Here is a 23,908-nt window from a genome sequence, read left to right as displayed (position 1 = left end):
CTCAGGAAACGTGGCGCCATGCGGCGCGGTGAACGATCTGGGAAATGCAGGGTTGGGTCACGCCGTAGCGACGGGCGATGGAGCCCATCGACTCCCCCTTCGCGTGACGCTTGCGGATCGCGCGCACCTTGGCGGCGGTCAGCTTCGAGCGGGGATGCGCTTCCCCGATGTGGTTCATGTGCAGCCCGTGCTTCTGGGCGGCGAAGGACCGGCGGCGATCCTGCTGGAGCTTCTTCCGCGCTTCGTGGGCGCGCTTGATGGCATCGGGGGTCATCGGGCGATCTCCTCGCGCACCGCACCGGCCCGAACGGCCCGCGCGGACTCGAGCTCGGCTTCCAGCCACCGGCTGTACTCCTCGCCTTTCTCGCGCACGTTCTCCAGCGTGATGCCGTCGGGGTCCAGCTCCTCGATCGGGTTCCCCGCGAGGTCCGCGTTCGAACCCGAGCACCGCCAGCAGAACGTGGACTCGCTGACGTGGTCAAACGTGCTCGGCTCGTCCTGAAAGATCAGGTGCTCGCACGCTTCGCAGCTGCCGACGGCTCTCGGCCTTGCGTTCCAGTCGTCGGGTTGGGGGAGTCAGTACGTGCCGCCTCCACTGGTGGTGAACGCTGACGGGTTCTCGTTGCGTGCGCTGATCCGGAAGGGTCAGCGGGCGCAACTGGAGAAGCTCTGCCGCTACGTGACAAGACCCGCCATCAGTCTGGAACGCTTCGATGTCCGTCCCGATGGGATGGTCTCGTGGCTGCTGCGCAAGGCCTGGCGTGATGGGACCAAGGGCTTCGTCATGACGCCGTACCAGTTCATGGCTCGACTGGCGGCGCTCGCGCCGCATCCGCGCGAGCATCAGCTGACGTATCAGGGAGTGCTGGCCCCGGCCTCATCATTGCGTGATCTGGTGGTGCCGCGTCCCGTGGTTCGGAAGGAGCCGAAGGAGGTGGACGTCGCCAATGAAGACGCCGCGAAGAGTGCGGGGGAGCCGTCGAAGGACCAGAGGTACATCCGCTGGGCAGATCTTCTGAAGCGGGTGTTTTCGGAAGATGTTCTCAGCTGCCCGCGCTGCCGGGGCCGCAGGCACATGATCTCCGTGATCACAGATCCGGAGACAGCGCGGAAGGTGCTGGAGGGGGTGAGAGCGGCGGCGAGGAGATCATCCGATTCGCTGGGTGGGAGAGACCCGTCGTCGCCAGGGCCGAGCCGTTCCCCACCGGCAGAGCCCGAGGTCCGAATACCGATGCCGCCACGGCAGGGGCGGTTGGACTTCGGGAAGTAGGGCGCTGCGGAAGAGCGGCGCGCGGGCCATCGGGCTCGGCGATATGAGATCAGCCAGCACTCTTGGGGAGGGTGCTGGCTGCAGGTCGTGGTGAAGCGAACCGGTGGTGCTCGTCGGAGGGGGCGAAATCGGGCGAGTTCGGCTCAGCGAAGAGCTCGATGGCCGCTCGGGCGCTCCCGCGTGGCCCGCGAGGATGGGGGTAGCGAAGAATCAGGCCCCAGGCTACGGTTACCGGGGTGTCGACACCCCGCTTGGAAGTCCTATCCGTAGCTCAGCACAGATCTTGAGATCGTCCGTGGAGAACTTCGATGGCTTCGGCTTAAGCCGATTTCGATTCACACCCAGCAAGGTGGATTGGCGACGGAGGCTGAGCTGTGGATGGACGTGATCGATGAGCTGCTTCCTCATCAGTCGATCCCCAACTCCTCGGACTTTTTTGCGAGCCAGTCTCGTTCGATCACGAGTTGGCCGACCTTCCGCTCCAGCTGCTCGATCCTCTTCTCGTCTTCCTTGGCTCCTTGGTCGGAGGCGTTCTTCCGCTCGAAGACATCGGCGATCTTCTCCTGGAGCTCCTTCTTCCACTGCGAGACCTGGACTGGATGGATCTCGTTGGACGAGGCGATCTCATGGATCGGCTTGATCCCCTTCAGTGCCTCCAAGGCCACGCGGGCCTTGAACTCGGGGCTGTGGGTTCTGCGCTGTCGTTTCGTCATGGATGGGTGCCAGCGACCCTACCCTCCTAACTTATCCACGTCCTGCGGCTGGCTCCGAAATCTGCGACCACTTCTCTTGGGTGGCGAGCTTGCTGTCCGCGACGTAGAGGAAGTCCTTACGCCCGACGATCTCGCACATCAGGTCCCACGTCTCGCAGTGGGTTCGATCGTCGGTGACGTTGCCGTCTGCGGCGTTGAAGTAGATCGGGACTCCGCCGTCTCGGGCGACGGTCAGAATGAACAGCAGCTGCTTGAGGTCGGGACGGTGGTCCTTGTTGTGCCCGTGGGTGATCGCGAGCGTCGGCTTGCCACGTCGAGTCGACGCCGCCGTGGCCTCGTCATAGGAGCCGAAGAACGTGATCGATGTGGAGTCGTTGTGCAGCTGCTCCAAGTCGACGTCGAACTCCTTGACCACGTGCGCCATGAGGGCGAGGACCATCGAGCGGTAATCCGCATCGAACAGGCGCTCGAGGCAGCGCCCCACGCAGTCGTCGTTCAACCGAGAGACTTGATGCGGCGCCAATCCAAGGAGGTCTGGGGCGTGCAGCTCGGCCCATTCACCGAGCCCGTAGACAGGCTCTCGTGACACGAGGATGCTGCGGATGAGGACAAGCAGGCCTTCTCGCGTGCCGACCTTCGATCGGGCATCGGACGGCGGCAAGTATCCATCCATGAACTCGGCGAGCCGCATGCGGGAGAGCGCTTGGTTGATGATCGGAAGAGCGCCGACCGTGTAGGTCGTAAGCGAGCGACCACCCGCATGCGCCTGATTCGATCGCGCTCCTGAAGTGCCATCGCCGCTGGAGAATTCACGTTCTGTCATGCGAGTAATCGACATGTCGACGTGAACTCCGTCAAGTGCCGCGATGCAACGGAAGGAGGGACATGGACGTAAATCGAGCCGAACCAGAGTTTACGTTCGTTGCCTTTTTTCCCTTTCAGATCGCCGAAAGAGCGTGCTGGAACTGCGCGTCACGCGGGCTACAGTCGCGACACGATCGCGGCGTGCCACGCACGCAGACCATTCAATCCGAGGCTCCGGAAAGTCGAAGAAACCTGATCGGCGATGTGCGGAAAGAGAGTACTATTTGTATGGCTGAGCGAGATGGTCCTCGCTCGTGCCTGCAACGCGCTCCCGCTGGGGGAGGGTGGCTCATCAAAACCGAGAAAATAGGGGCAGTCGTGATAATCAAGGGTGAGCGAACACTCGCATTCCAATGGGGAGAGCGAAGGCGCGTGCGTGAGCACGGCTGTATTGAAGGGACGGGGGTAGCTGTATTTCGCAGGCACCGGGCGTGTCGACTCGGGCTTCGAGCGGTCGGCGTCGCTTTCTGTGGCATCCTTGGCATGGGGTGTTCCACGTTTAGCGAGCAGTTCCTCTTTGTTGCGACGAATCAAGAAACGGATCACAATCAGTATTATCGGGTAAAGATCCACGGACGCACTGCGTTCTCGTCCAGCAATTACGCGGCTGGCGTGTACGACAGGGGGGCAGTCGATGCGCTGTTTGGCGAGCTCGAGGGGGGGCGGTTCCGGGTCAGCGATAGGCCCGATGAGCCTGCAACCGTGCAGCCCCAGGATGAAGACGCGGGCGATGTGAGTGCGCTTGATGCCGACGGTGCTCATAAGACGGAGCTGGCGGCGATTGCTGACGACTCGCCGCCCGAGATCACGCTTCGTTCGCTGGATGGACAGTCCATGGAGGACACGCGACTTGTGCTCTTTCTGAGCAGTAACGCCGACGGCTTGATCAAGCGGATCAAGTCGTTCGCAACTACCAGCCAGATCACGAGCAACCTGACACAGCTCCTGCTCAAGGATGAGATCGGCGCGCTGGAGTTGGCCAAGGCGTCGGCGCCGCGCCGTGATGTGAGAGCAGAGACGCTTGCGAAGCAACTGCGGGCGATCGCAGACGAAGCGGACAACGTTGATGATCCCGCGCTCACCGACGCATTGATCCAGGGGTGGGTCGGGCGCGCCCTAGAGTCGACGGCGTCCGTCGTTGTGAGCGATCAACAGTTTGCTGACGTGCAAGCGGCTCGCAAGTGGTTCCGAGAGAACGGTTCGAAGCTGAACGCGGGGGTGGGAAATTGAAGAGCTCCATCCTCGGTGCGGGGCTGATGACGCTCGTCGTCTCTTCCTGCATGACGACACTGACGGTCAAGACCGAGGTCTACGACGCCCAGCTGAGCGTTTCTCCGAGAGATGTCGCAAGAGCGAAGGCTAGCTTTGCCCGGATTCTCGACGGGGTCGACACCCGGGCTGCCGAACTGTTCCGACAGAACGTGCTCCCGTTCGCGGTCGCGTTCTCTGACGTGTTTTCCGATGGCGCACGTGATCCGGTCAGCTTCGGCTCTGAGGTGTTGAAGACCATCGAGGCCGATACAAAGAGCCAACGTGCTCGCGTGAGCCTTGAGCTCAATAAGCTCAACTTGGGGGCCTTGGAGAGCAAAACGCCGAAGGCCAACTTCTGGGCAAGCGAGGTCGAGGAGCTCCAGACTATCATCGATGAGCTTGAGACCCACGTAGACGAGGCAGTCAAGAGGGCGGTTGACGCACGAGTCGCGGGTGACATCGCAGCCGTCATCGAGGATTACCAGCGGGCGGCCGCATGGGTCAAAGCCGTCGTCAAGGTCGAGGGGGACGATGAGGTCCAAGCGGCCTTCGTCTCGGCGCTGAAGGATGGTGAAACTAGGACCCCATTGGAGATCAGAAAGTTGGCTAGTGAGCGGCTAGATTCCCTCGCGGCATTTCGCGGCTTCGCAATTACGCCTTCCAACGTCGACGAAGCCTTCGTGCGGCTCGGTCAAGCTAAGGACGCCTTATTGGCGCCCGTGATTGCGGGAGTCAAGGAGGAGATCAACAAGAGTATCGCTGCGGCTGAGGCCACGATTGTTTCCGCCATCGATCTCAGCGACCCCAACATTCCCAAGTTGGTCGAGGACGACCGCAACTGGAAGTCCTTCGTCAACAAGGTGACTGCGTTCACCTTCATCGGTAACTCGGAAATCGCGATCAAGATGGAGTCGCTCGGCGAGTACCACCTCAAAGGCGTCACAGTCGACAACGATGGCGCCGCCGAAGCGGCATTCGACGTCCTTGGCCAAACCGTCTCCGTCCTGGCGTCAGCCTACGGGATGCCTCTGGCCGCCCCCGCCTCGGCGGGGGCGGACGACGAGAACAGCAAGGACTGGGTTTCGGCTCCCTCAGGCCTAGCGATTGGAGCGGCGACGGAGCTGATTGAGAACAAGAACGTGTTCCGCGCCGAGCGGATGAAGCAGGTGTTTGTCGAGAGCCTTGCAATCGATGCAGATCTGACGGCGGCCGTGGCTACGGCACCGGGAGATCCCGCCAAGCTGCTTGCACGAGCAAAAGCCCGAAAGGAATTGGTCACTGCGTTGCGTGAGCTCGCGGGCAAGATTGAGGGAGGCAGCTAGTGCCGGATTACGTACGGGATGAGCGAGTCGAAGCGGCGGTCGACCTCAAATTTCGAGCTATGACCATCCCTAAGGGACACGAGGGACGCGTGACGCACAACCAAGGGGCAGATGTGAACACCGTACGCGTCAAGTTCGACGGCGATGCGGGGCGTTCATACCGGGTCGTTGTGCAGAGCGAGATTCGACGGCAGTGAGTGGTTCAGGCGGTGCACGTACTTGGCGACGGCCCATGGGCAGAAGTAGTCGCGGATTTCGGAGCCAGCCGCTGTGAGTTCCGAAAGTCTGAGCATCCGATTCCGGAAAGTCTGAGTTCCCTGAGTGGACGGGCGACCGTTCAGCCAGGCATCGCGGGCAGCTCTTCGGAGCAGGGTGAGAGCCGTTCGTGTATGCCCCGACAGCATGTACGACGGAATGAAACGTCACCAAATTCAGACACTGCGGCAGGCCGGACTGTCCGTGGATCGGACAGCTCAGGCAGCGGACGTGAGCGCCGCTACGGTAGTGCGCGTGAGCAAGGAAGACCCAGTGACCGACCCGGCCAAGACGGACGATCAAGCGCAAGCCCGCATGGGCCGCCGGAGCAAGGTCGAGCCCTACAAGGAGAAGGTTCTCGACTGGATCAAGGGTGAGCCCGGGATCCAATCGATCGCCATCGTCGAGCGGCTTCGTGAGGAAGGCTACGACGGCGGCAAGAGCGCGGTGTACGACTTCGTTCGCAAGCACCGACCTCCGAAACAACCGGACGGCATCGTGCGCTTCGAGTCCGTGCCCGGCGAGTTCGCTCAGCACGACTTCGGTCAGATTGTCGTCGAGTACCAAGACGGCACGAGGGAGCGCATCCGCTTCTTCGCGTCCCAGCTTCGGTACTCTCGGACCGTGCGCGTGCGCGTCGTTCCGGACGAGACCGTCGAAACGATCTGCTACAGCGTCTTCGAGGCCTACGACTACTTTGGCGGCATGCCGCTGATCGGCGTCTTCGACAACTCGCGGACGATCGTGACGAAGCGCGACGGGAAGAAGATCACGTGTGTAGGTGACTGTCTGAATCCGGAGCAATCCGCCGGTCGTCATCGTTGGCCGTGACGGCCAACCTGAAGCTCTCCGGTGTTCATCAGCGCGAACGCGCTCGTTCACCGCGCTGGCTCTGGTTCTGATCCAAGGCGGGACGACTTCTTGGATCTGGTTCCCCAATTGGCTCGCGTCGAGCCACGTCGTCGATTCAACGCCTATCCGACGCCCACGCGCTCGCCTTGACGGAATAGAAGATCCCAGCCTCGGGAAAACAGCAGCAGCTGAGCCGTCTATCGCCAAACAGAAGCTCAGAAGCCGCCCCGGGCGCCGAGGCCGGGATCGAGCAGAAGTGTCCCCTGTCCTTGCGCGCCCGTCCACCTCCCGTTGCTGGCTGCTGCGCAAGGCCTGGCGTGATGGGACCAAAGGCTTCGTCATGACGCCATACCAGTTCATGGCTCGACTGGCGGCGCTCGCGCCGCATCCGCGCGAGCATCAGCTGACGTATCAGGGAGTGCTGGCCCCGGCCTCATCATTGCGTGATCTGGTGGTGCCGCGTCCCGTGGTTCGGAAGGAGCCGAAGGAGGTGGACGTCGCCAATGAAGACGCCGCGAAGAGTGCGGGGGAGCCGTCGAAGGACCAGAGGTACATCCGCTGGGCAGATCTTCTGAAGCGGGTGTTTTCGGAAGATGTTCTCAAGCGCCCGCGCTGCCGCGGGCGTCGGCACATGATCTCCGTGATCACAGATCCGGAGACAGCGCGGAAGGTGCTGGAGGGGGTGAGAGCGGCGGCGAGGAGGTCATCCGATTCGCCCGGTGGGGGAGACCCGTCATCGCCAGGGCCGAGCCGTTCCCCACCGGCAGAGCCCGAGGTCCGAATACCGATGCCGCCTCGGCAGGGGCGGCTGGACTTCGGGACGTAGGGTGTTGCGGAAGAGCGGCGCGCGGGCCATCGGGCCCGGCGATATGAGACCAGCCAGCACTCTTGGGAAGGGTGCTGGCTGCAGGTCGTGGTGAAGCGATCCAGCGGTGCCGTTCGGAGAGGGGGAAATCGGGCGAGTTCGGCTCAGCGAAGAGGCCGCTGGCCGCTCGGGCGCTCCCGCGTGGACGGTGAGGATAGGGGTTGCGGAGAATCGGGCCTCAGAATACGACGGTAAGCGTGTCGACACCCCGCTTGGAGTTCCTATCCGTCTCCTCCAATCGAGAAATGCCCCACGGGTTCAGTTCTGTGGCGCAGACCCCTGGACCTTCGGCAGGTAGCTCAGCGGCTCACCTGGCCACCAGGGCTAAGGCATGGACCAGACGATCTCAGCGCCTGGGGGATCACGCACTTCGATGGTCCGCTCAAGGCGCCAGAATTCTCCTTCCGGACCGTGGACCTCTAGCGTCAGCTCGACAGGACCGAGCGGCAGAAGCAGCGTGGCGCCCTCGGCGCCGTCCACCACCCAGGATCCCTCGAAGCCAGCGGCGCTTCTGGCCTTGATCGAGCTGGAGCGCGGTTCCTCGTTCTTGTACTGGAGGCGCAGCTGCAACGCGCGGAGGACGACGGGCAGCGCGACGTCGAGGGCTTCGGTCGCTGCTTCGACGAAGTGTTCACCGAGGGTCGATTTCCAGCGGAGCGCGCCCGCGCCGAGGCTGCTGATGCCATTCAGCCGCAGCTCGTACCGCCCCTCCGGGAGCCAGACTTCCTCCGATCCGTCACGCAACGGAGCGAGGGCGTAGTGGCGGTGCCTCGGTTCCTGACCTGGATCGAGCAGGCGTCGAGCGGACATCACCAACCGCGCTGCGTCCATGGTCGGCGGCGGCAGTGGTTCGCCATCGGGGTCGCGCAGAACGACGGGAACGCAGAACCAGGGCCAGGGCTGGAGTCCTGCAGCGCCGACCACCACGGGTGATACGAATCGAGTGACCGGAACGAGCGGGAGCGTCACGGCGGTGGGGGCAAAGCCGAGCACGTCGAGCTCCAATTCGACCTTCGAACCGAGACTTCCCGATCCGTCGAAGCCGCAGAGCCAGGTGGCGTCAGGCCAGCGTTCGACGAGCGCGCGCGGCACCTCCGCAGCGTCCACCGGGGCAAGACCGAGACAGCCCGACGACATGATCTGTTCCCCGGGTACCCGCACGGCACCGACTTTGAGCTCGTGCAGCTTCAGGGTCAGCGGGGTCTCCAGCGAATCCGCGAGGCCATCGAGCCCGTCCGCCGAGGGAAGCGAGCGACGGGTCGGGTCGGACGCCCGAGCTTCGTAGCGTCGATGGACTCCAGCGTCGAAGAACGCGCGACCTCTTTCGTCCGTGAACGTAACCGACCCCACGCGGCCAGCCCACAGTGGTTCCTCGAGCCGCCGTACCTCGGCGCCAGCCACCGGCATCCCTGCCTCGTCCACCACACGGACGCACTGGCCTCGCTGACTCGGACCCGCCGAAGCGCAGGCAGCGGTGCACGCCAGGAATGAGATGAGCCCGAATCGGGCGGAGTGTGATATCGGGCTCGGTGTGGCGGTGGCCTCAGGCATATCAGTTCAACCCGGTGAAAGTTCGATATCGAACAGTGCCAGCACGGCACCGTCATCACTCGACGTCGTCCCTTTGCTCCGCATCCCCGCCTTCTCCAGGACTCGATGCGACGCCACGTGGTCAACGTCCGTGATCGCAAGCACGCGCGACATCCCGAGGTCTCTCTCCGCGTGCCGTAAGGTGGCAGCGGCCGCCTCGGTCGCGTAACCACGCCCACAGAACTGCTTGGCAATGGCATAGCCAAGATCGGGTGCATCGAGCGATTCCCGGCGCAGCAGTCCACAGATGCCGACAGGCTCGCCGCCGGACGACTCCGAAACGAGATACAGCCCGTGACCATGCTTCGCGTAGCTGGAGAGGATGGCGTCCTCGATGTAGCGCTCCGCGTCCAGGAGGGATTCGACGCCGCGGCTACCGATCCAGCGTAGCCACTCGTCCTCGGTCACGAGGTCCCGAAGGAACGGAGCATCTTCCCGGGCTATAGGCCGGAGCGTGAGCCGAGCGGTGTCGATACGCATGGCTCGATTCTACTCCCTCTTGCGTCCCTCGCCGTCCTTGGACGCACCGCCCCTGCAAATTCGGTCTGGCCACCACGATGATAGAAACCACCTCGATCCATCCGGGCGAGGGGCCCCATCTTCTCCGGTGATGGCCCTGGCGGTCATGTGCCGGACCACGACGTGTGGATGGAGCCGAGTTTGAAGGGGAGCGAGGCGAAGCTTGATGTACCGGTCCTGCGTGCGATCTGGAACGGATCCCGGGAACCCCCTCGCAGTGCCCAAGTGGTCATGTCGCACGTTGACCTCGCCCCCGCTGCCATGATCGTCGGCACATGATCTTCGTCATCTGAGGATCCAGAGACGGTGGTTCAGATGTTGGGGCGGGGGAGGAAGGCGGCGAGGAAATCATCCCCTATCGTTGGGTGGGGGAGAGTCGTCATCGCCAGCTTCGCCGTTCACCACCGGCAGAGTCGGAAGGTCGGATACCCATGCCGCCTCGAGAGGGGCGGCTGGACTTCGGAAAGCAGGACGCGGCGGTGGAGCGGCGCGTGGGCCATCGGGCTCAGTGAATTGGGCTCAGTGAAACGGATAGGACTTCCCGGTCCGGCTCGACATCGGCGCCGTGAACTCGACGCAGCGCTTTGAATCCTCGTTGGGACTTAATGTTCACTTCCACTCCCTCTATCTGGACGGTGTGTACGTCACGCGCAGCGCTTTCGAGTCTCCCGTCTTTCTGCCCGCAGATCCTCTGACGTCGGCGGAGGTCGAGCGTGTGCACGGCGACGCGATCGCGCGCATCCGTCGTGTGCTGAAGCGCTACTCCCTCGACCCAATCGCACTCGGTCTGCCCCTACGCAAAGGCGACGACCCCCCTTGGGAGTACGCGGACGGGGGCGCGGATGAGTCACCGCTGCTCGACTTCGGGGATGCGCGTGAGGGTTCCTTCTTCCCAGGCCTGAAAGCGGCATCGGTGAAGTCGCTGATTCCGTTGGGAGAGGCCGCAGGCCGCCCGCTGAAGCGCCTCATCGACCCTGATCTTGCCAGGGCGTTCCAGTCGTCGGGTTGGGGGAGTCAGTACGTGCCGCCTCCGCTGGTGGTGAACGCAGGTGGGTTCTCGTTGCACGCGGCGACGCTGATCCGCAAGGGCCAGCGGGCGCAGCTGGAGAAGCTCTGCCGGTATGTAACGAGGCCCGCCATCAGCCTCGAGCGCTTCGAGGTCCGTCCCGATGGGATGGTCTCGTGGCTGCTGCGCAAGGCCTGGCGTGATGGGACCAAAGGCTTCGTCATGACGCCATACCAGTTCATGGCTCGACTGGCGGCGCTCGCGCCGCATCCGCGCGAGCATCAGCTGACGTATCAGGGAGTGCTGGCCCCGGCCTCATCATTGCGTGATCTGGTGGTGCCGCGTCCCGTGGTTCGGAAGGAGCGGAAGGATGTGGACGTCGCCGATGAAGACGGCTCGAAGAGTGCGGGGGAGCCGTCGAAGGACCAGAGGTACATCCGCTGGGCAGATCTTCTGAAGCGGGTGTTTTCGGAAGATGTTCTCAGCTGCCCGCGCTGCCGCGGGCGCAGGCACATGATCTCCGTGATCACAGATCCGGAGACAGCGCGGAAGGTGCTGGAGGGGGTGAGAGCGGCGGCGAGGAGGTCATCCGATTCGCTGGGTGGGGGAGACCTGTCCTCGCCAGGGCCGAGCCGTTCCCCACCGGCAGAGCCCGAGGTCCGAATACCGATGCCGCCTCGGCAGGGGCGGCTGGACTTCGGGAAGTAGAAAGCTGCGGAAGAGCGGCGCGCGGGCGATCGTGCTCGATGAAACAACAACAGCCCGCGCCTTGGGAAGGGTGCTGGCTGCAGGTCGTGGTGAAGCGATCCAGCGGTGCCGTTCGGAGAGGGGGAAATCGGGCGAGTTCGGCTCAGCGAAGAGGCCGCTGGCCGCTCGGGCGCTCCCGCGTGGACGGTGAGGATAGGGGTTGCGGAGAATCGGGCCTCAGAATACGACGGTAAGCGTGTCGACACCCCGCTTGGAGTTCCTATCCGTCGGAGAGCCCGAACGCGCACGACGAGAGCGTGTACGCGGAGGAGGTCCTCGCGAGCTTTCTCACGCGCGCGTGGCGGCGCGCGCCGACCGCGGATGAGCTGGGCCGAAAGCTCGCCCTCTTCGAGCGACTCCGCCCCGACGCAGAGGATTTCCAGGGCGCGATGATCGAGGTGCTGGCGACGGTTCTCTCGTCGCCGAACTTCCTCTTCGTCGGCATCCCGCCGAACGTCTCGGACGCGCCCGATGAGATCGTGGAGGGCAGCCGCGAGGCCGCGCTCGCCACGCGCCTCGCCATGTTCCTCTGGTGCAGCACCCCGGACGACGAGCTGATCGCTCTCGCCGATCGCGGCGAGCTGGCGGATCCCGCCGTCCTGGAGCAGCAGGTCGAGCGCATGCTCGGCGACCCCAGGGCCGAGCGCTTCCCGAAGCACTTCGTCCGCCAGTGGCTCGGCATGTCGCTCCTCGACTACCTCCAGATCGATCGGAAGGCCTACCCGAGGTTCAACGCGGCCCTGAAGGAGTCCATGGCGCAGGAGCCGGTGGCCTTCTTCGGTGAGCTTCTGCGCTCGAACGAGAGCGTGCTCAAGTTCCTGAACTCTGGTTTCACGATGGCGGACGAGCGGCTCGCGTCGCACTACGGCATCGCGGGCGTCACCGGCAACGACTTTCGCCGCGTGCCGGTGGGGGACCAGCCCTCCCGTGGCGGACTGCTCGCCCAGGCGGGCCTGCTCGCCATGAACTCGGACGGCAAGGACTCTCACCCGCTGAAGCGCGGCGTCTGGCTCCTGGAGCGGCTCCTGAACGACCCGCCGCCGCCACCGCCGCCCGCGGTGCCCACGATCGATCTCGCGGATCCGGAGATCGCGAAGATGACGCTCAAGGAGCGCATCGAGGACCACCGCAACGATCCCGCGTGCATTTCGTGCCACGCGAAGATCGACCCGTGGGGCATCGCCTTCGAGAACTTCGACGCGGCGGGCAGCTGGCGCGACGAGGTCCAGGGCAAGCCGATCGACGCGAACAGCGTGCTCTTCAACGGTCAGGAACTCGCGGGCCTGGAAGGGCTCAAGCGCTTCCTCCTGGACAACCGCCAGGACCAGTTCGTGTCCGCCCTCGTCCACAAGATGAGCGCGTTCGCGCTGGGCCGGCCGCTTTCCTTCGGAGATCGTGCCGCCCTGGACGGGATCACCGCCGAGGTCCGAGCGAGCGGCGATGGGCTGGCCACGATGGTGAAGGCGATCGCGACGAGCGAGCTGTTCCAGTCCCTCTGACGGACCCATTCAGGGCGGGTACCGCCACAAGATGAGCGCCCTCGCCACGATCCTTCACGGACTGAAAAGTCCCATCAACGTCGGCTCCATCGTCCGCACCCACGTCGCGATGGGTGGCGGTCCTCTGGTGATGGTCGGGCTCGAGCAGCCCTGGCGTTTCGGCAAAGGCTCCCAGGCCTTTTCGCGCAAGCTCGAGACCCTCTGCGAGATCACCTACCTGTCCGACGACAGCGCCTTCTTCGAGTGGTGTGCCCGCGGGTCATGGGTACCGGTTGCCCTCGAGATCCGACCGGAGGCCACGCCCATTCATCGATCGACCTGGCCAGAGCGCGCGGCGCTCGTGCTCGGCAACGAGCGAACCGGTCTCTCGGACGAGTTCCTCGCCGAGTGCGATGCCGTCGTTCGAATCCCCCAATTCGGTCCGGTGGCCTCGTTGAACGTGGCGATCGCCCACGGCATGGCTGCCTACGAACTGCAGCGTTCTCGCCAGGACCCAAGGATCCCCGTCGCCGGCAAGTATCCGGAGCCATATCGGCCAACGAGCAAGCCGCAGTAGCGAAGTTGCCTATCGCAGGGTGATCCTCTCGACCCCTGACCCGCCCGAACCGTTCCGAACGCTGAACCGGTGCACCGCGCGGCGCTGACCGATCGTCTCGACCTCCAGCACGTAGTCACCGTCCGGTAAACCGGGAAGCTCGACGCGGAGCGGATCGTCGCCGCCGGCCATGAACGTGGGCAGGATCGTGTCGCCGCTCGCCTGTCGAGCCCGCAGCAACGCATACGCTTCGCCGATTCCCACGACTTCGAAGACCGGCCCCTGGCGGGCTCTGGCGGCGGGCACAGCGACCGTCGTCGTCTCGCCGTCGAAGACGCTCACGCTATTCACGGCAAGGGCGTAGCCGGGCGCCGACAGACGCACCGTGTACTCGCCTTCCGCCAGAGGGCCCAGCGTTCTGTTCGGTTCGAAGGGAAGGGGCTCCGGGCTCTCGCCCGCGCCGTTCCAGACGCTGGCCTCCGTCGAGTCCGGCCATGACGATGATTGCAGGGAGGCCGCGTCCCACTCGAGCTGGCCTCCGCGCCCCAGGCGGATATCGCCGAGGTCCGTCGTGCGGTCGGTTTCGATCTCGACGACGCCTTTCCATGGAGCACGATCCGGCGCGGTGATCTCCACGTCGAAGCGGCCGGTGCAGAGGTCCGTGATCTCGAACCATCCATCCACCCCGAATACCGAAACCTGGGCGAGGGGGAACCCCCAGGCCTTGATCTGGACCTCCGTGCCGGCGGGCAAGTGACCCGAGGTGTCGACCACGTGACCCTTCACGGCTCCGACGGCGAGCTCCCCTTCAAGGACGCGAATCACGATTGGAGAAGCCGCGGGTAACACGTCTCGCTCCACGTGGATGGCGCGAATGTGAAGCGGCCGCCCCTCCGCGGCTGGACGCAAGACGCTCAGATCGGTCGCCAGCGACAGGTCCTGGGTCAGGGTGAAGGAACCATCCCCGGCAGTCATCGCGTTGTCGATCCACGAGCCGGAGCCCATGGCAACGACCATGAACCCGCGGAGCGGCTCATCCACATCGTTGATCAGGACGCCCGAAAGCCCGGCCAGTGGCCTGAGCACCGGGTTCCACTCCACGCGTGTTGCGGCCGTGAGGTCCAGGAAGGCTTCGGCGGATCCGACCTGCCCCTCCACATGCGCATGGAATCGTCTGTGAGCCGACCGTCCGAGGCCGCGCATCTCATAGGTCCCGTCCGGCTGCGTCGTCGCCAGGCGATCGTAGCCAAGTCGATCAGGGGTCTCACCGGGCGAGTAGATGACTCCATCCCGGACGGGAGCACCCTGCCGATCCGTCAACGTTCCCCATACGACGGCCCCTTCCCCGAGCGTCAGGTGCAGTGACTCCGACGCTCCAGGGATCAGCGCGACCGTCGATTCGAGCGGTGCGAAGTCCGGGTGATCGACCACCATCCTCCAGGAGACCGGCGCCACTCCGGCGAAAGTGAAGCCGCCGTCGCGATCCGTGACGGCCCTGAGGCGAGCGGGTCGGTTCCAGCCCGGTACGTCCGAAGGGTGGGGGGCATCGGTCAGGCGCTCGCTCGTCCCCAGGCTCACGCGTGCCCCGGGCACGGGCTCGCCGTACCCATCGACCACGAGGCCCTCCAGTGACGCCCCTGGTCCCCGTAACTGCAAGACGACCCCCTGCTGGCTGCCCGCGCCGAGCTCACAGAGATGGCGAGCCGAGGGCGCATCGCCCGCGCGCTCCGCGAACAGGTATCCGTCGTCCAGGACACCTTCGACTCGGAACGATCCGGTCTCACCGGAGACGCCGACGCGTTCTGGCTCGCCAAGCCCGTCCACCCAGACGACGTCCGCGCCAGACACGCGAGCCCCCGCAGCATCGAGTACGACGCCGCTGATCGAGATCCCTTCGGCCAGAAAAAGTTCCGCCTCGACGGTGGCACCCGATTCGACCGTGAGTCTCGTGGCTCGCTCGGACGAGCCCGTGGCGAGGCCCACCACATAGTCGCCAGGCGCGAGGTTCAGGAACGTGGTGCGCCCATCCTGATCCGTGGGCTGCTGACAGCGCCCGTGCCGTGCTGCTCCACCGTTCCTCCAGGGTCGAAGCGAAACCAGCAAATCGGTCGCGGGTCGCCCCGAATCTGTCCAGCGCGCGAGCACGTGCGCGGCGCCCGAGCTCGTGGTTGCCGCACGCGGAGCGTCGGAGCCCGGGGTTTCGGCCTCGCCCCCTTCCCAGCCCGACACCCGGTGATCCCGGGAGCCTGTGGTCAGATGCAGCAGACTCTCCGGCGGATCCAGGTCCGCGGAGTCACCGGCGAAGGCCGGTGATTCAACGCGAGCGCCTGGATCGATCGAAGCCCTGTCGACCCACCAGCGTGCACCCGCCAGAAAGAGGAGCGCGATCGCCCCGCCCCACAGCAAGGTGCCCGTCTTGCCGGTTTCAGGTGGAGCCATCCATGCAGTCTATCTCACTCCACGATTCAGCGCAGACTCCTAGGAGCGTGTTGCGCATTGACGGATTTGCGTAGTGCGCTGCCCGGATCGCAAGACAAGGCGATTCGACCCCTCGCGTGGCAGTAGTCACGTGGGTTCGAATCAACGCAGTATTGCGATTCGGGAAGTGCGCTACGTGGATTCGTCAATGCGCAACACGCTCCTAGCCTGTGACGGTGCTCTGGCGTTGAGCGCACGCGATTGGCAGACTCCAACGGCAGGTCCACCAGAGCCGCCTGCGTTCTCGACCCGCGTGCCCGAATGACATCGATCGACCTGGAAACCGGCGCCCTTGGCCCTTCACGACCGCATGAGGCGACGGGCCCGGGAATCGATCGACGTCGCGGAAAATGGAAGACGCGCCTGATGGTCGCAGTCGGGTCGGTCCTCATCGGCGCATTGCTCGCGGAGGCAGCCGTACGCGTGTACTCGGCGGTCGCCTTCCCACGCATGATGCTGCTTGACGAGGAACTGGGCTGGCGCCACGCCGTGAATCGGGAGAAGTCGTTCACGAACGAGGATGGGGAGGTCCACCTCTGTGTTCAGGACAGCCGCGGCCACAGGTCGCTGCCGCAGGCACTGCAGTCCGACTCGCGTACCACCCACGTTCTGGTTCTGGGGGACTCGTTCGAGGTATGACCAGAAGTTGTGTTCCAGGATGACCTGATCAGGTTGCGACGTACCCTTGGTGTCAAGCACTACCACGACACCCAAGCCCCACAGCGGGGAGGATACGCCACATGACCGAGAGTACACCGGTTCACCAACTTCATCCAGCAACCATCACCCAAGACGCCCTGACCAACCTCATCCGAGGGGCGGCGCAGGCGATCCTCGCGGAGGCCATTTCAGCTGAGGCCCAGGAGCACATCGATCGGTTCCGCACGGTGGTCGACGAGAAGGGCAACCGACGGGTGGTTCTCAACGGCTACCTCCCCGAGCGCGAGATCCATACGGGGGCAGGCGTGCTACCGATCCGACAGCCGAGAGTCCGGGTCAAGGACGCTGGGCCCGATGATGGAGAGCTCAAGTTCCAGAGCAAGCTGGTCCCGCGCTACCTGCGGAAGGCCAAGAACATCGAGGACCTGATCCCCTGGCTCTACCTCCGCGGCATCTCGACCAACGACATGACCGACGTGCTGGCAGGCCTCCTGGGCGTCGACCCTGTCGGATTCTCAGCCTCCTCAGTGGTCCGTTGCAAGAAGGTCTGGGAGGACGAGTTCAGCGCATGGGAGAAGCGCTCCCTGAAGGGCAAGCGATACGTCTACGTCTGGGCCGATGGCGTTTACTTCAATGTGCGTCTAACCGGCGAAAGGGCCTGCATTCTGGTACTTATTGGGGCAACGCCCGATGGGCGCAAGGAGGTGATTGCAATCCACGACGGGACGCGTGAGAGCGAGCAATCGTGGACCGAGATGCTGGTGGACCTGAAGGCTCGAGGCCTGGACGAAGCGCCGATGCTGGCCATCGGTGACGGAGCACTTGGCTTCTGGAAAGCGGTCAGCAAGATCTGGCCAGCGACGCGCCATCAACGCTGCTGGACTCACAAGATGGCGAACATCCTGAACAAGCTCCCGAAGTCGGCGCACGCGACGGCCAAGAGCCTGCTGCAAGCGATCTGGATGGCGGAGACCGAGGAACTCGCCCTCAAGGCGTTCGATGCCTTCATCGCGACCTACAGCGCGAAGTACCCCAAGGCGGTCGAATGCCTCGTCAAGGACAAGGAGGAGATGCTCGCCTTCTTTGACTTCCCGGCGGAGCACTGGAGGCACCTGCGCACCAGCAACCCGATCGAGTCGACCTTCGCGACAGTCCGGCAGCGGACCAGCCGCACGAAGGGCAGCGGCTCACGAATGGCGACCCTGTCCATGGTCTTCAAGCTCACCATGTGCGCCCAGGCCAAGTGGCGTCGACTCAACGGACACGAGCAACTGGGGGCCCTCATCTTGGGCGTTCAGTTCAAGGACGGACTCGCCCAAGGCCCCAAGGAGATCAGCGTCCCAGCCTGACCAAGAATTCTTGGAACACAACTCTTGGCAATACCTCGCAACTGGAGAAGCTCTGCCGCTACGTGACAATACCCGCCATCAGTCTGGAACGCTTCGATGTCCGTCCCGATGGGATGGTCTCGTGGCTGCTGCGCAAGGCCTGGCGTGATGGGACCAAAGGTTTCGTCATGACGCCGTATCAGTTCATGGCTCGACTGGCGGCGCTCGCGCCGCATCCGCGCGAGCATCAGCTGACGTATCAGGGAGTGCTAGCCCGGGCCTCATCATTGCGTGATCTGGTGGTGCCGCGTCCGGTGGTTCGGAAGGAGCCGAAGGATGTGGACGTCGCCGATGAAGACGCCGCGAAGAGTGCGGGGGAGCCGTCTAAGGACCAGAGGTACATCCGCTGGGCAGATCTTCTGAAGCGGGTGTTTTCGGAAGATGTTCTCAAGCGCCCGCGCTGCCGCGGGCGCAGGCACATGATCTCCGTGATCACAGATCCGGAGACAGCGCGGAAGGTGCTGGAGGGGGTGAGAGCGGCGGCGAGGAGGTCATCCGATTCGCCCGGTGGGAGAGACCCGTCATCGCCGGGGCCGAGTCGTTCCCCACCGGCAGAGCCCGAGGTCCGAATACTGATGCCGCCTCGGCCGTGTCTACTTCACGGGGCGGCTGGACTTCGGGGAGTAGGACGCTGCGGAAGAGCGGCGCGCGGGCGATCGGGCTCGATGAAACAACAACAGCCAGCGCCTTGGGGAGGGTGCTGGCTGCAGGTCGTGGTGAAGCGAACCGGTGGTGCTCGTCGGAGGGGGCGAAATCGGGCGAGTTCGGCTCAGCGAAGAGCCCGATGGCCGCTCGGGCGCTCCCGCGTGGCCCGCGAGGATGGGGGTAGCGAAGAATCAGGCCCCAGGCTACGGTTACCGGGGTGTCGACACCCCGCTTGGAAGTCCTATCCGTCGATCGGCTTCGCATGCTGCCAACGCGGGATGCGGGTTCGATTCATGACCGCGGCTGATCTCACGACGATGCTCGTCGAGTCAAAGTCCGTTGACCGACTCTCACGCAAGCTAGATCAGCTCGCGCGCTACGACTTGGTGATCCTTGATGAGCTCGGGTACGTTCCGTTCGATCGCGCCGGGGCGGATCTGTTGTTCACATTCATCACGAAGATCTACGAGCGGCGCAGTCTGATCGTCACGACGAACCTTCCGTTCCCCCGGTGGAGCGAGGTCTTTCAGGACACGACCGCTGCTGCTGCCGTGATCGATCGGATCGTGCACCATGCAACGATCTTGGAGACGCGCGGCAAGAGCTATCGACTGCAAGCGGCAGAGGACGCGCACGAGAAGACTCCCACTCCATAGTCAGCCGTTCGCGCCTCAACCTGGGTGAGGACGAGTATTGCGTTCGCTTGTGTATGGCAGTGCTGAGGCCGTCGGATCAAAGCCCCTCAAGGTGAGGGCTTTGGTCCGGCGGCCTCTTCTCAGTTGTTCAGCCAAATTGTGTGACGGTCACGGGGCCGGAGCCCTGCTCACGTCTTCTCAGTTCCGACCGGCAGGCCGGTTCAGGTGAACCCCGCCTCTTCCCTGGAGGTGGGGCTGCTCCCCTCTCGCTCTTCAGGTTGGTCTCAGTGCGTGATGGCGGTCATCTGCGGAGCGAGAGCGGCTCCGGCGTGCGCGTTTGTGACCTTCGAGGGGGGCCTCACAGCCCTCCAGAGGGGGTCCCTTTTCAAGTGGCCACAAAGGTCCCTTTTCTAGTGGCCGTTGGCAGCCATGGGGATGATGAGCCGGATGCGTTAATCGCGCACGTCCGGATCTGTGATAGCCCCGGGGAGGTAACGACCCGGGGCCACCCGACTCCGTAACCGCCAGCACGCCCAGACGACGCCATGGCTGCGTCAGACGCAGGCCTTCGGCCTTTGCCCGCTTCGCGGGTTCGCTCACAGTGTGCTCACCGGGCCTCTAGCCGTCGCCGTCTCGACTCAGTCAATCGCCAGTTCGATTCCGTTGGTCCAACCTGTGAGGCCAGCAGACCCTGGTGGGGTGGCGCAATACGCCTGGCAAAAGATCGTGCCCAACGTCGTCAGAATCTGGTCCCCGATGGGGAACAGCGCGTTCGCGCCCATGAGCTCAAGCTCGTCCGTTCCGCCCGTTCGGCCAAATCCCATTCGAATGAGGGGTGGACGCAGGCAGAGACCTGGCGTGCTGAAGAGGACCCCGGTTCCCAGGGCATCTGAGTTCAGGCTACCCAGTACGATGTAGCGCGTGCCAGCGGGCACGGCGGAAAGGACGAAGCCGCGCCTCGGCAATGCACTCGCAGCATGATGAGCCGTGGAGTCGATCCAGGTGTCGAGGTGGGGAGCGCTCGCAGCTCCGTTCCGGGTCCCCTCGCAGAAATCGACCTCCGGGCTGACGGAGAGCGCGAAGGCCGCTGGGCTGCCGTACGATGCCGTTGCCGCGAGGAAACCATCTTTCATCGCGAGGGTCGTGCCGAAGCCAGCCGTGCCGAAGCTATTCGTCAGGTAGGACGACTCAGTCGGTTGATAGCGACCGCTCTCACTCGGGCGGAAGAGGTAGACCCGCCCCGTTTGATCGTGGCGATGTGCGCCGACGGCGATCAAGCCGTCGTCCAGTGCAACATCATCTCCGAATCGGTCGCCGACATTGCCGGTCCCCAGGGGATTGGCAGCGCGAAGCGTCTCCCCTCGTATCCAGGACCTCGCTACGGGGTGGCGCCGGAAGACGTAGGCTCGCCCGCTGCCAGCCCCACCGGAGCGTGGCTCACCGATCACCATGACGTCGCCCTCGACGGCGACGTCACGCCCGAAGCGGTCGAGATCGAAGGGGGCGTGTGGTTGAATGACCTGCACCAAGCTGAAGAGTCCAGTCCCATCCCTCTCGTACATGTGGACCGCACCCTGATAGTTCAGTCCGTGAGCACCGACGGCGAGGGTATCGCCATCGAGTTCGATGCTGACTCCCAAACCGTATCCACCCAGGAGCATCTGGGCCGGCCCGGGACGAATGAGCTGGTGCTCAGCGTAGGTGCCGGCAGCGATCGAGCCGATGGAGATGCCGCCTACACCGGGGAGTGGGTCTCCTGCGAAGTCGGCGTTGGGGATTCCAACTGCGATGGTGCCGTCGTGACCAATGTCCAGGAACTGTCCGAATTGTGCATCTGGAAGCCAATAGTCGAAGCGCTCCTCTGCTATGAGAGATCCATCTGTGTCGAACCGAACGAAGAGCGCTCCTCCGTCATTGTTGTTCGATCGTCCCGCGCCAACCATGATGAACGGTGGATCCAAGGCAATCGAGGCGTGCCCCAAGTCCAATGCCCCCGTGAAGGCAGCGCCGTAGGTGCCCAAGGTTCGATTCCACCCCGTCGGGCCACGCCGAAGGAGCCGCACAGGCGGGTGGCCCGCTGCAACCGAAACTTGCGCAAGCCACTCGCCGTGGAGGTCCATGGCGACTCCGTATCCGGACTGTGGCAAGTCGAAGGTATGGATCTCCGTTTGCTGGAGCGGGCTGAGTGAGGCACAGACTAGCGCGAAAGAGGGAATCAACATGGCTTTTGGTTCGTTTGCAGAAGGAGCGTGACGTGGGCCGGAGGCAATCTGTATTCCTGCCGAACCCACCTTGGAGCCCTCGTTTCAGTGGCTACACCTGGCTACTGCTCATACGCTCCCATATCTGGAACAGCGGCGCCCCCGGAGGTCGTCGCCTCGCGATTCATCAGGCTGAAATCCAGAGCAAGGTCGTCATTCGTGAATGTGTCACGATCAATGTCGACGATATCGAGCCCGATGAGAGCTGAACTTGCTGTGTCGACGCAGGGAGATGGGTTGCTCATCATCAAACCGCGGAGACGGAAGTCCCGACCGGGAATGTCCATAAAGAAGGGTACCTGGTTGATGCAACTCGGAGTCAGCTCCACTCCGACGTCCAGGGTGGAGGTGACGCTGACGTCGATCTCGCCGACCTGTCCGACGTCGCTGAAGTCGCAGCGCACGAACGCGCCGCTAAGGCCACTCGTGGAGTTGCCAACGACAGTGATCTCCCGCCCGACCCGATTTCCGTAGACGATAGAGTTGTTGACGTAGAAGCGTTTCGTTCCTTGATCCTGGCCAGCCTCTGACACGTGAATGCCTGCCCCTCGCATGGTGCTGGGAGCGAACGTGCCTCCTCCTTGATCGTCGCCGAGAATCACGTTCAGGGTGACGGTGCAGTGGGTCATCGAGTGCTCATAGTCTCCAGGGTTGTTGTTGGGGTAGGGTTCCCAGTGGAGCCCTCCACCAGACTCTCGCGCTACGTTGTCGTAGATCAACGAGTTGTTCCACTTGGAGTCTGTCTGTCGGTGGAGGTAGATGGCTCCACCGGCCAGGCACTGAGGTGCCAGGCCAGATGCCGGGTTTGCGCTCATCTCAAGGCGCCCGTTTCCAAAGAAGCGGCAATTCCCGCCGCGAAGGGCCGCGCCTCCTTCGCAGTAGATCCCAGCGCCCAATTCGGCGTGGTTGTCCCGAATGGTGCACGAGCGAAGCCTGGTCGAGGCCAATAGGCCACCTTGGTTGACGTAGATGCCTCCGCCATGGGATTCGTCGAATCCCACCATGGAGGACTCCAGTCCCGCCCAGTTGTCAACGACTGTCACGCGATCGAGGAGAACGTTGCCTCTCGATTCGATCAGTATGCCTGCCCCCTCAACGCCGCGACCGTAGTTGCCGAGTTGAGAGCCGTCGTCATTGGCACGTCCTCCAGTCACCGCGAGGTTCTCCAAGCTCAACTGTGGAGGAAAGCTCGGCGTTTGTGTGGATTCCGGGAACGCAACGACATGAAGCGCCGCGTCGATCTGGTTGCCGGCGTCCATGTAGGGCGAGCCGTCCAGCACTGTGCGAACAGGGCTCCCGTCTGGATTGTCCGGATCCTCCCCGGCAGGTCCGGGGAGGCCTAGGAAGCCTCCGATCACTCGAACGTTGGTCCAATCAACGCTGAACTCGAACGAGCGGTTCCGCGTGTCACCCGTCGGTGGTGGCGCTGGTCGGTAGACTCCGTGAGCGACGAGAATGATGGTCTCGTTCGCTGGGACGACCGCATCGAATGCGTCCTGAAGTGTCGGGAATGCGGCTGACCAGCTCGATCCATCGGGCATCGTGGCAGACGAGTCGTCATTGACTCGAATAACATCGGGCCCTTGAAACGCGGAGGCGCTGCCGATGAGCGCTAGTCCCGCGGCGAGAGGCGAGAGGCGAGAGGCGAGAGGCGAGAGGCGAGAGGCGAGAGGCGAGAGGCGAATGAGTTCATAACCATGTGGTTGTAGAAGTGTAACCTACGAATCAACGAAGGTCGACGTCTCCAGCCTGCACAAGGCGGTGCGATTCGAGAGGCGCGGATGGCGGGCGATACCTTGGCAGGCTTGAAACGAGAATCCCGCGCCGTGTTGAGGAGCCTAGCCAACTTGACCGAGAACGGATAGGACTTCCAAGCGGGGTGGCGATATGTCCCCCACGGTAGCCTGAGGCCTGATTCTTCGCCATCACCCTTCCCCACAGGCCACACGGCAGCGCCCGAGCGAGTATCGGGCTCTTCGCTGAGCCGAAATCGCCCGATTTCCCCCTCTACGAACGGCACCACCGGTTCGCTTCACCACGGCCTACAGCCAGCACCCTCCGCAAGGCACTTGGAGACGGCAATCTAAAACTGACCCACTTGGCAAACGGATAGGAATTCCAAGCGGGGTGGCAAGTCGACGCACTTCTTCGGCGGGGGATGGAGGTCCAGGTTCTCTCACCCAAACCTCGAAGCGCCCGTCCATCGTCTGTGGGCGCCCTGGACGTGATCCTCAGTGGCCTGAGCTGGGAGGAAGTCGCCGGGGATTCAGGGGTGCGACAGGGGCGGCTGGACTTCGGGAAGTAGGGCGCAGCAGCAAAGCGGCGCGCGGGCCGTCGGGCTCGATGAAATGGACACAGCCAGCACCTTGCGGAGGGTGCTGGCGTCGAGTCGTGGTGAAGCGAACCTGTGGTGCCGTTCGTAGAGGGGGAAATCGGGCGAGTTCGGCTCAGCGAAGAGCCCGATGACCGCTCGGGCGCTGCGGTGTGCCCTGCGCGGGAGGGGGTGGTGCAGAATCGGGCTTCAGGCTAGGGTGACGACTGTGGCGACACCCC

20 protein-coding genes are annotated in these 23,908 nt (G+C 63.9%); 11 read left to right on the top strand and 9 right to left on the bottom strand.

Annotated elements, in window-relative coordinates; all coding sequences use genetic code 11:
• Position 1: 1 nt before the first annotated feature.
• Entirely contained in the window at positions 2 to 274 is a 273-nt protein-coding gene (locus Poly30_RS23800) for a helix-turn-helix domain-containing protein (protein ID WP_145203459.1), read from the bottom strand.
• Positions 275 to 598: 324 nt separating this feature from the next.
• Between Poly30_RS23800 and Poly30_RS23795 the strand changes: the two genes are divergently transcribed.
• Positions 599 to 1,270, top strand: coding sequence for a transposase (locus Poly30_RS23795; RefSeq protein WP_419190578.1), 672 nt, complete (start codon positions 599 to 601; stop codon positions 1,268 to 1,270).
• Positions 1,271 to 1,677: 407 nt separating this feature from the next.
• Here the strand turns inward: Poly30_RS23795 and Poly30_RS23790 are convergent, their stop codons facing one another.
• Both Poly30_RS23790 and Poly30_RS23785 read right to left on the bottom strand, forming a co-directional pair.
• Positions 1,678 to 1,983, bottom strand: a complete 306-nt coding sequence (locus tag Poly30_RS23790) for a transposase (RefSeq protein WP_145203453.1) — start codon at positions 1,981 to 1,983, stop codon at positions 1,678 to 1,680.
• A 31-nt stretch (positions 1,984 to 2,014) separates the two neighbouring features.
• Complete coding sequence (locus tag Poly30_RS23785; protein ID WP_419190577.1) at positions 2,015 to 2,806, bottom strand: IS1634 family transposase; 792 nt, start codon at positions 2,804 to 2,806, stop codon at positions 2,015 to 2,017.
• A gap of 524 nt (positions 2,807 to 3,330) precedes the next feature.
• On the opposite strand from Poly30_RS23785, the gene Poly30_RS23780 reads away from it, so the two are divergent.
• Together Poly30_RS23780 and Poly30_RS23775 are read left to right on the top strand one after the other, a co-directional pair.
• The gene (locus tag Poly30_RS23780) at positions 3,331 to 4,077 is read left to right on the top strand and encodes a hypothetical protein (protein ID WP_145203448.1); all 747 of its coding nucleotides are present in this window, start codon (positions 3,331 to 3,333) and stop codon (positions 4,075 to 4,077) included.
• A 26-nt stretch (positions 4,078 to 4,103) separates the two neighbouring features.
• Positions 4,104 to 5,420, top strand: coding sequence for a hypothetical protein (locus tag Poly30_RS23775; protein ID WP_145203444.1), 1,317 nt, complete (start codon positions 4,104 to 4,106; stop codon positions 5,418 to 5,420).
• Between the two features lie 155 nt (positions 5,421 to 5,575).
• Here Poly30_RS23775 and Poly30_RS28855 read toward each other — a convergent pair whose 3' ends face one another.
• The gene (locus Poly30_RS28855; RefSeq protein WP_419190576.1) at positions 5,576 to 5,713 is read right to left on the bottom strand and encodes a hypothetical protein; all 138 of its coding nucleotides are present in this window, start codon (positions 5,711 to 5,713) and stop codon (positions 5,576 to 5,578) included.
• A 217-nt stretch (positions 5,714 to 5,930) separates the two neighbouring features.
• Here Poly30_RS28855 and Poly30_RS23770 point away from each other — a divergent pair, with 217 nt between their 5' ends.
• Together Poly30_RS23770 and Poly30_RS23765 are read left to right on the top strand one after the other, a co-directional pair.
• On the top strand, positions 5,931 to 6,506 hold the full coding sequence (locus Poly30_RS23770; protein ID WP_145203441.1) for a transposase: 576 nt from the start codon (positions 5,931 to 5,933) through the stop codon (positions 6,504 to 6,506).
• 361 nt (positions 6,507 to 6,867) lie between these two features.
• Positions 6,868 to 7,353 (top strand): hypothetical protein, encoded by a 486-nt coding sequence (locus Poly30_RS23765; protein ID WP_145203438.1) that lies wholly within the window; start codon positions 6,868 to 6,870, stop codon positions 7,351 to 7,353.
• Positions 7,354 to 7,716: 363 nt separating this feature from the next.
• On the opposite strand, the gene Poly30_RS23760 is transcribed toward Poly30_RS23765, so the two are convergent.
• Together Poly30_RS23760 and Poly30_RS23755 are read right to left on the bottom strand one after the other, a co-directional pair.
• Entirely contained in the window at positions 7,717 to 8,742 is a 1,026-nt protein-coding gene (locus tag Poly30_RS23760) for a hypothetical protein (RefSeq protein ID WP_145203435.1), read from the bottom strand.
• Positions 8,743 to 8,949: 207 nt separating this feature from the next.
• A complete protein-coding gene (locus Poly30_RS23755) occupies positions 8,950 to 9,462 on the bottom strand; it encodes a GNAT family N-acetyltransferase (protein WP_145203432.1) in 513 nt (170 codons plus the stop codon).
• Positions 9,463 to 10,066: 604 nt separating this feature from the next.
• Between Poly30_RS23755 and Poly30_RS23750 the strand changes: the two genes are divergently transcribed.
• The 3 genes from Poly30_RS23750 to Poly30_RS23740 all read left to right on the top strand — a co-directional run bounded on the left by Poly30_RS23750 (position 10,067) and on the right by Poly30_RS23740 (position 13,309).
• Positions 10,067 to 11,215, top strand: a complete 1,149-nt coding sequence (locus Poly30_RS23750) for a transposase (protein ID WP_419190575.1) — start codon at positions 10,067 to 10,069, stop codon at positions 11,213 to 11,215.
• 296 nt (positions 11,216 to 11,511) lie between these two features.
• Positions 11,512 to 12,753 (top strand): DUF1592 domain-containing protein, encoded by a 1,242-nt coding sequence (locus Poly30_RS23745; protein ID WP_145203426.1) that lies wholly within the window; start codon positions 11,512 to 11,514, stop codon positions 12,751 to 12,753.
• A gap of 31 nt (positions 12,754 to 12,784) precedes the next feature.
• Positions 12,785 to 13,309 carry a TrmH family RNA methyltransferase gene (locus Poly30_RS23740; protein ID WP_145203423.1) on the top strand — a complete coding sequence of 175 codons (525 nt, stop codon included), beginning with the start codon at positions 12,785 to 12,787 and terminating at the stop codon, positions 13,307 to 13,309.
• A 9-nt stretch (positions 13,310 to 13,318) separates the two neighbouring features.
• Here Poly30_RS23740 and Poly30_RS23735 read toward each other — a convergent pair whose 3' ends face one another.
• Complete coding sequence (locus Poly30_RS23735; RefSeq protein WP_145203420.1) at positions 13,319 to 15,727, bottom strand: carboxypeptidase regulatory-like domain-containing protein; 2,409 nt, start codon at positions 15,725 to 15,727, stop codon at positions 13,319 to 13,321.
• 300 nt (positions 15,728 to 16,027) lie between these two features.
• On the opposite strand from Poly30_RS23735, the gene Poly30_RS23730 reads away from it, so the two are divergent.
• From Poly30_RS23730 to Poly30_RS23720, 3 genes are all read left to right on the top strand, one after another.
• Positions 16,028 to 16,405, top strand: a complete 378-nt coding sequence (locus Poly30_RS23730; RefSeq protein WP_145203417.1) for a hypothetical protein — start codon at positions 16,028 to 16,030, stop codon at positions 16,403 to 16,405.
• A 101-nt stretch (positions 16,406 to 16,506) separates the two neighbouring features.
• Positions 16,507 to 17,775, top strand: coding sequence for an IS256 family transposase (locus Poly30_RS23725; protein WP_145203414.1), 1,269 nt, complete (start codon positions 16,507 to 16,509; stop codon positions 17,773 to 17,775).
• On the top strand, positions 17,670 to 19,115 hold the full coding sequence (locus Poly30_RS23720) for an ATP-binding protein (RefSeq protein WP_419190574.1): 1,446 nt from the start codon (positions 17,670 to 17,672) through the stop codon (positions 19,113 to 19,115). Before Poly30_RS23725 ends, Poly30_RS23720 begins: the two co-directional genes overlap by 106 nt.
• 617 nt (positions 19,116 to 19,732) lie before the next feature.
• Here the strand turns inward: Poly30_RS23720 and Poly30_RS23715 are convergent.
• Positions 19,733 to 21,055: an FG-GAP repeat protein gene (locus Poly30_RS23715; RefSeq protein ID WP_419190573.1), complete on the bottom strand. Its 1,323-nt coding sequence runs from the start codon at positions 21,053 to 21,055 to the stop codon at positions 19,733 to 19,735.
• Between the two features lie 362 nt (positions 21,056 to 21,417).
• Positions 21,418 to 22,614, bottom strand: a complete 1,197-nt coding sequence (locus Poly30_RS23710) for a right-handed parallel beta-helix repeat-containing protein (protein WP_419190571.1) — start codon at positions 22,612 to 22,614, stop codon at positions 21,418 to 21,420.
• Between the last annotated feature and the right edge of the window lie 1,294 nt (positions 22,615 to 23,908).

Source organism: Saltatorellus ferox, assembly GCA_007751475.1.
Taxonomy (GTDB): Bacteria; Planctomycetota; UBA1135; order UBA1135.
The sequence above is the reverse complement of the archived record's forward strand: the minus strand, read 5'-3'. Positions and strand labels throughout refer to the sequence as shown.

Excerpts from the sequence above, each read along its gene's own strand:
- Poly30_RS23730 (WP_145203417.1), top strand. The coding sequence starts at position 16,028 with ATGACATCGATCGACCTGGAAACCGGCGCCCTTGGCCCTTCACGACCG.
- Poly30_RS23800 (WP_145203459.1), bottom strand. The coding sequence starts at position 274 with ATGACCCCCGATGCCATCAAGCGCGCCCACGAAGCGCGGAAGAAGCTC.
- Poly30_RS23790 (WP_145203453.1), bottom strand. The coding sequence starts at position 1,983 with ATGACGAAACGACAGCGCAGAACCCACAGCCCCGAGTTCAAGGCCCGC.
- Poly30_RS23740 (WP_145203423.1), top strand. The coding sequence starts at position 12,785 with ATGAGCGCCCTCGCCACGATCCTTCACGGACTGAAAAGTCCCATCAAC.
- Poly30_RS23735 (WP_145203420.1), bottom strand. The coding sequence starts at position 15,727 with ATGGCTCCACCTGAAACCGGCAAGACGGGCACCTTGCTGTGGGGCGGG.
- Poly30_RS23755 (WP_145203432.1), bottom strand. The coding sequence starts at position 9,462 with ATGCGTATCGACACCGCTCGGCTCACGCTCCGGCCTATAGCCCGGGAA.
- Poly30_RS23775 (WP_145203444.1), top strand. The coding sequence starts at position 4,104 with ATGACGCTCGTCGTCTCTTCCTGCATGACGACACTGACGGTCAAGACC.
- Poly30_RS28855 (WP_419190576.1), bottom strand. The coding sequence starts at position 5,713 with ATGCTCAGACTTTCGGAACTCACAGCGGCTGGCTCCGAAATCCGCGAC.
- Poly30_RS23725 (WP_145203414.1), top strand. The coding sequence starts at position 16,507 with ATGACCGAGAGTACACCGGTTCACCAACTTCATCCAGCAACCATCACC.
- Poly30_RS23785 (WP_419190577.1), bottom strand. The coding sequence starts at position 2,806 with ATGACAGAACGTGAATTCTCCAGCGGCGATGGCACTTCAGGAGCGCGA.
- Poly30_RS23765 (WP_145203438.1), top strand. The coding sequence starts at position 6,868 with ATGACGCCATACCAGTTCATGGCTCGACTGGCGGCGCTCGCGCCGCAT.
- Poly30_RS23710 (WP_419190571.1), bottom strand. The coding sequence starts at position 22,614 with ATGGACGCCGGCAACCAGATCGACGCGGCGCTTCATGTCGTTGCGTTC.
- Poly30_RS23780 (WP_145203448.1), top strand. The coding sequence starts at position 3,331 with ATGGGGTGTTCCACGTTTAGCGAGCAGTTCCTCTTTGTTGCGACGAAT.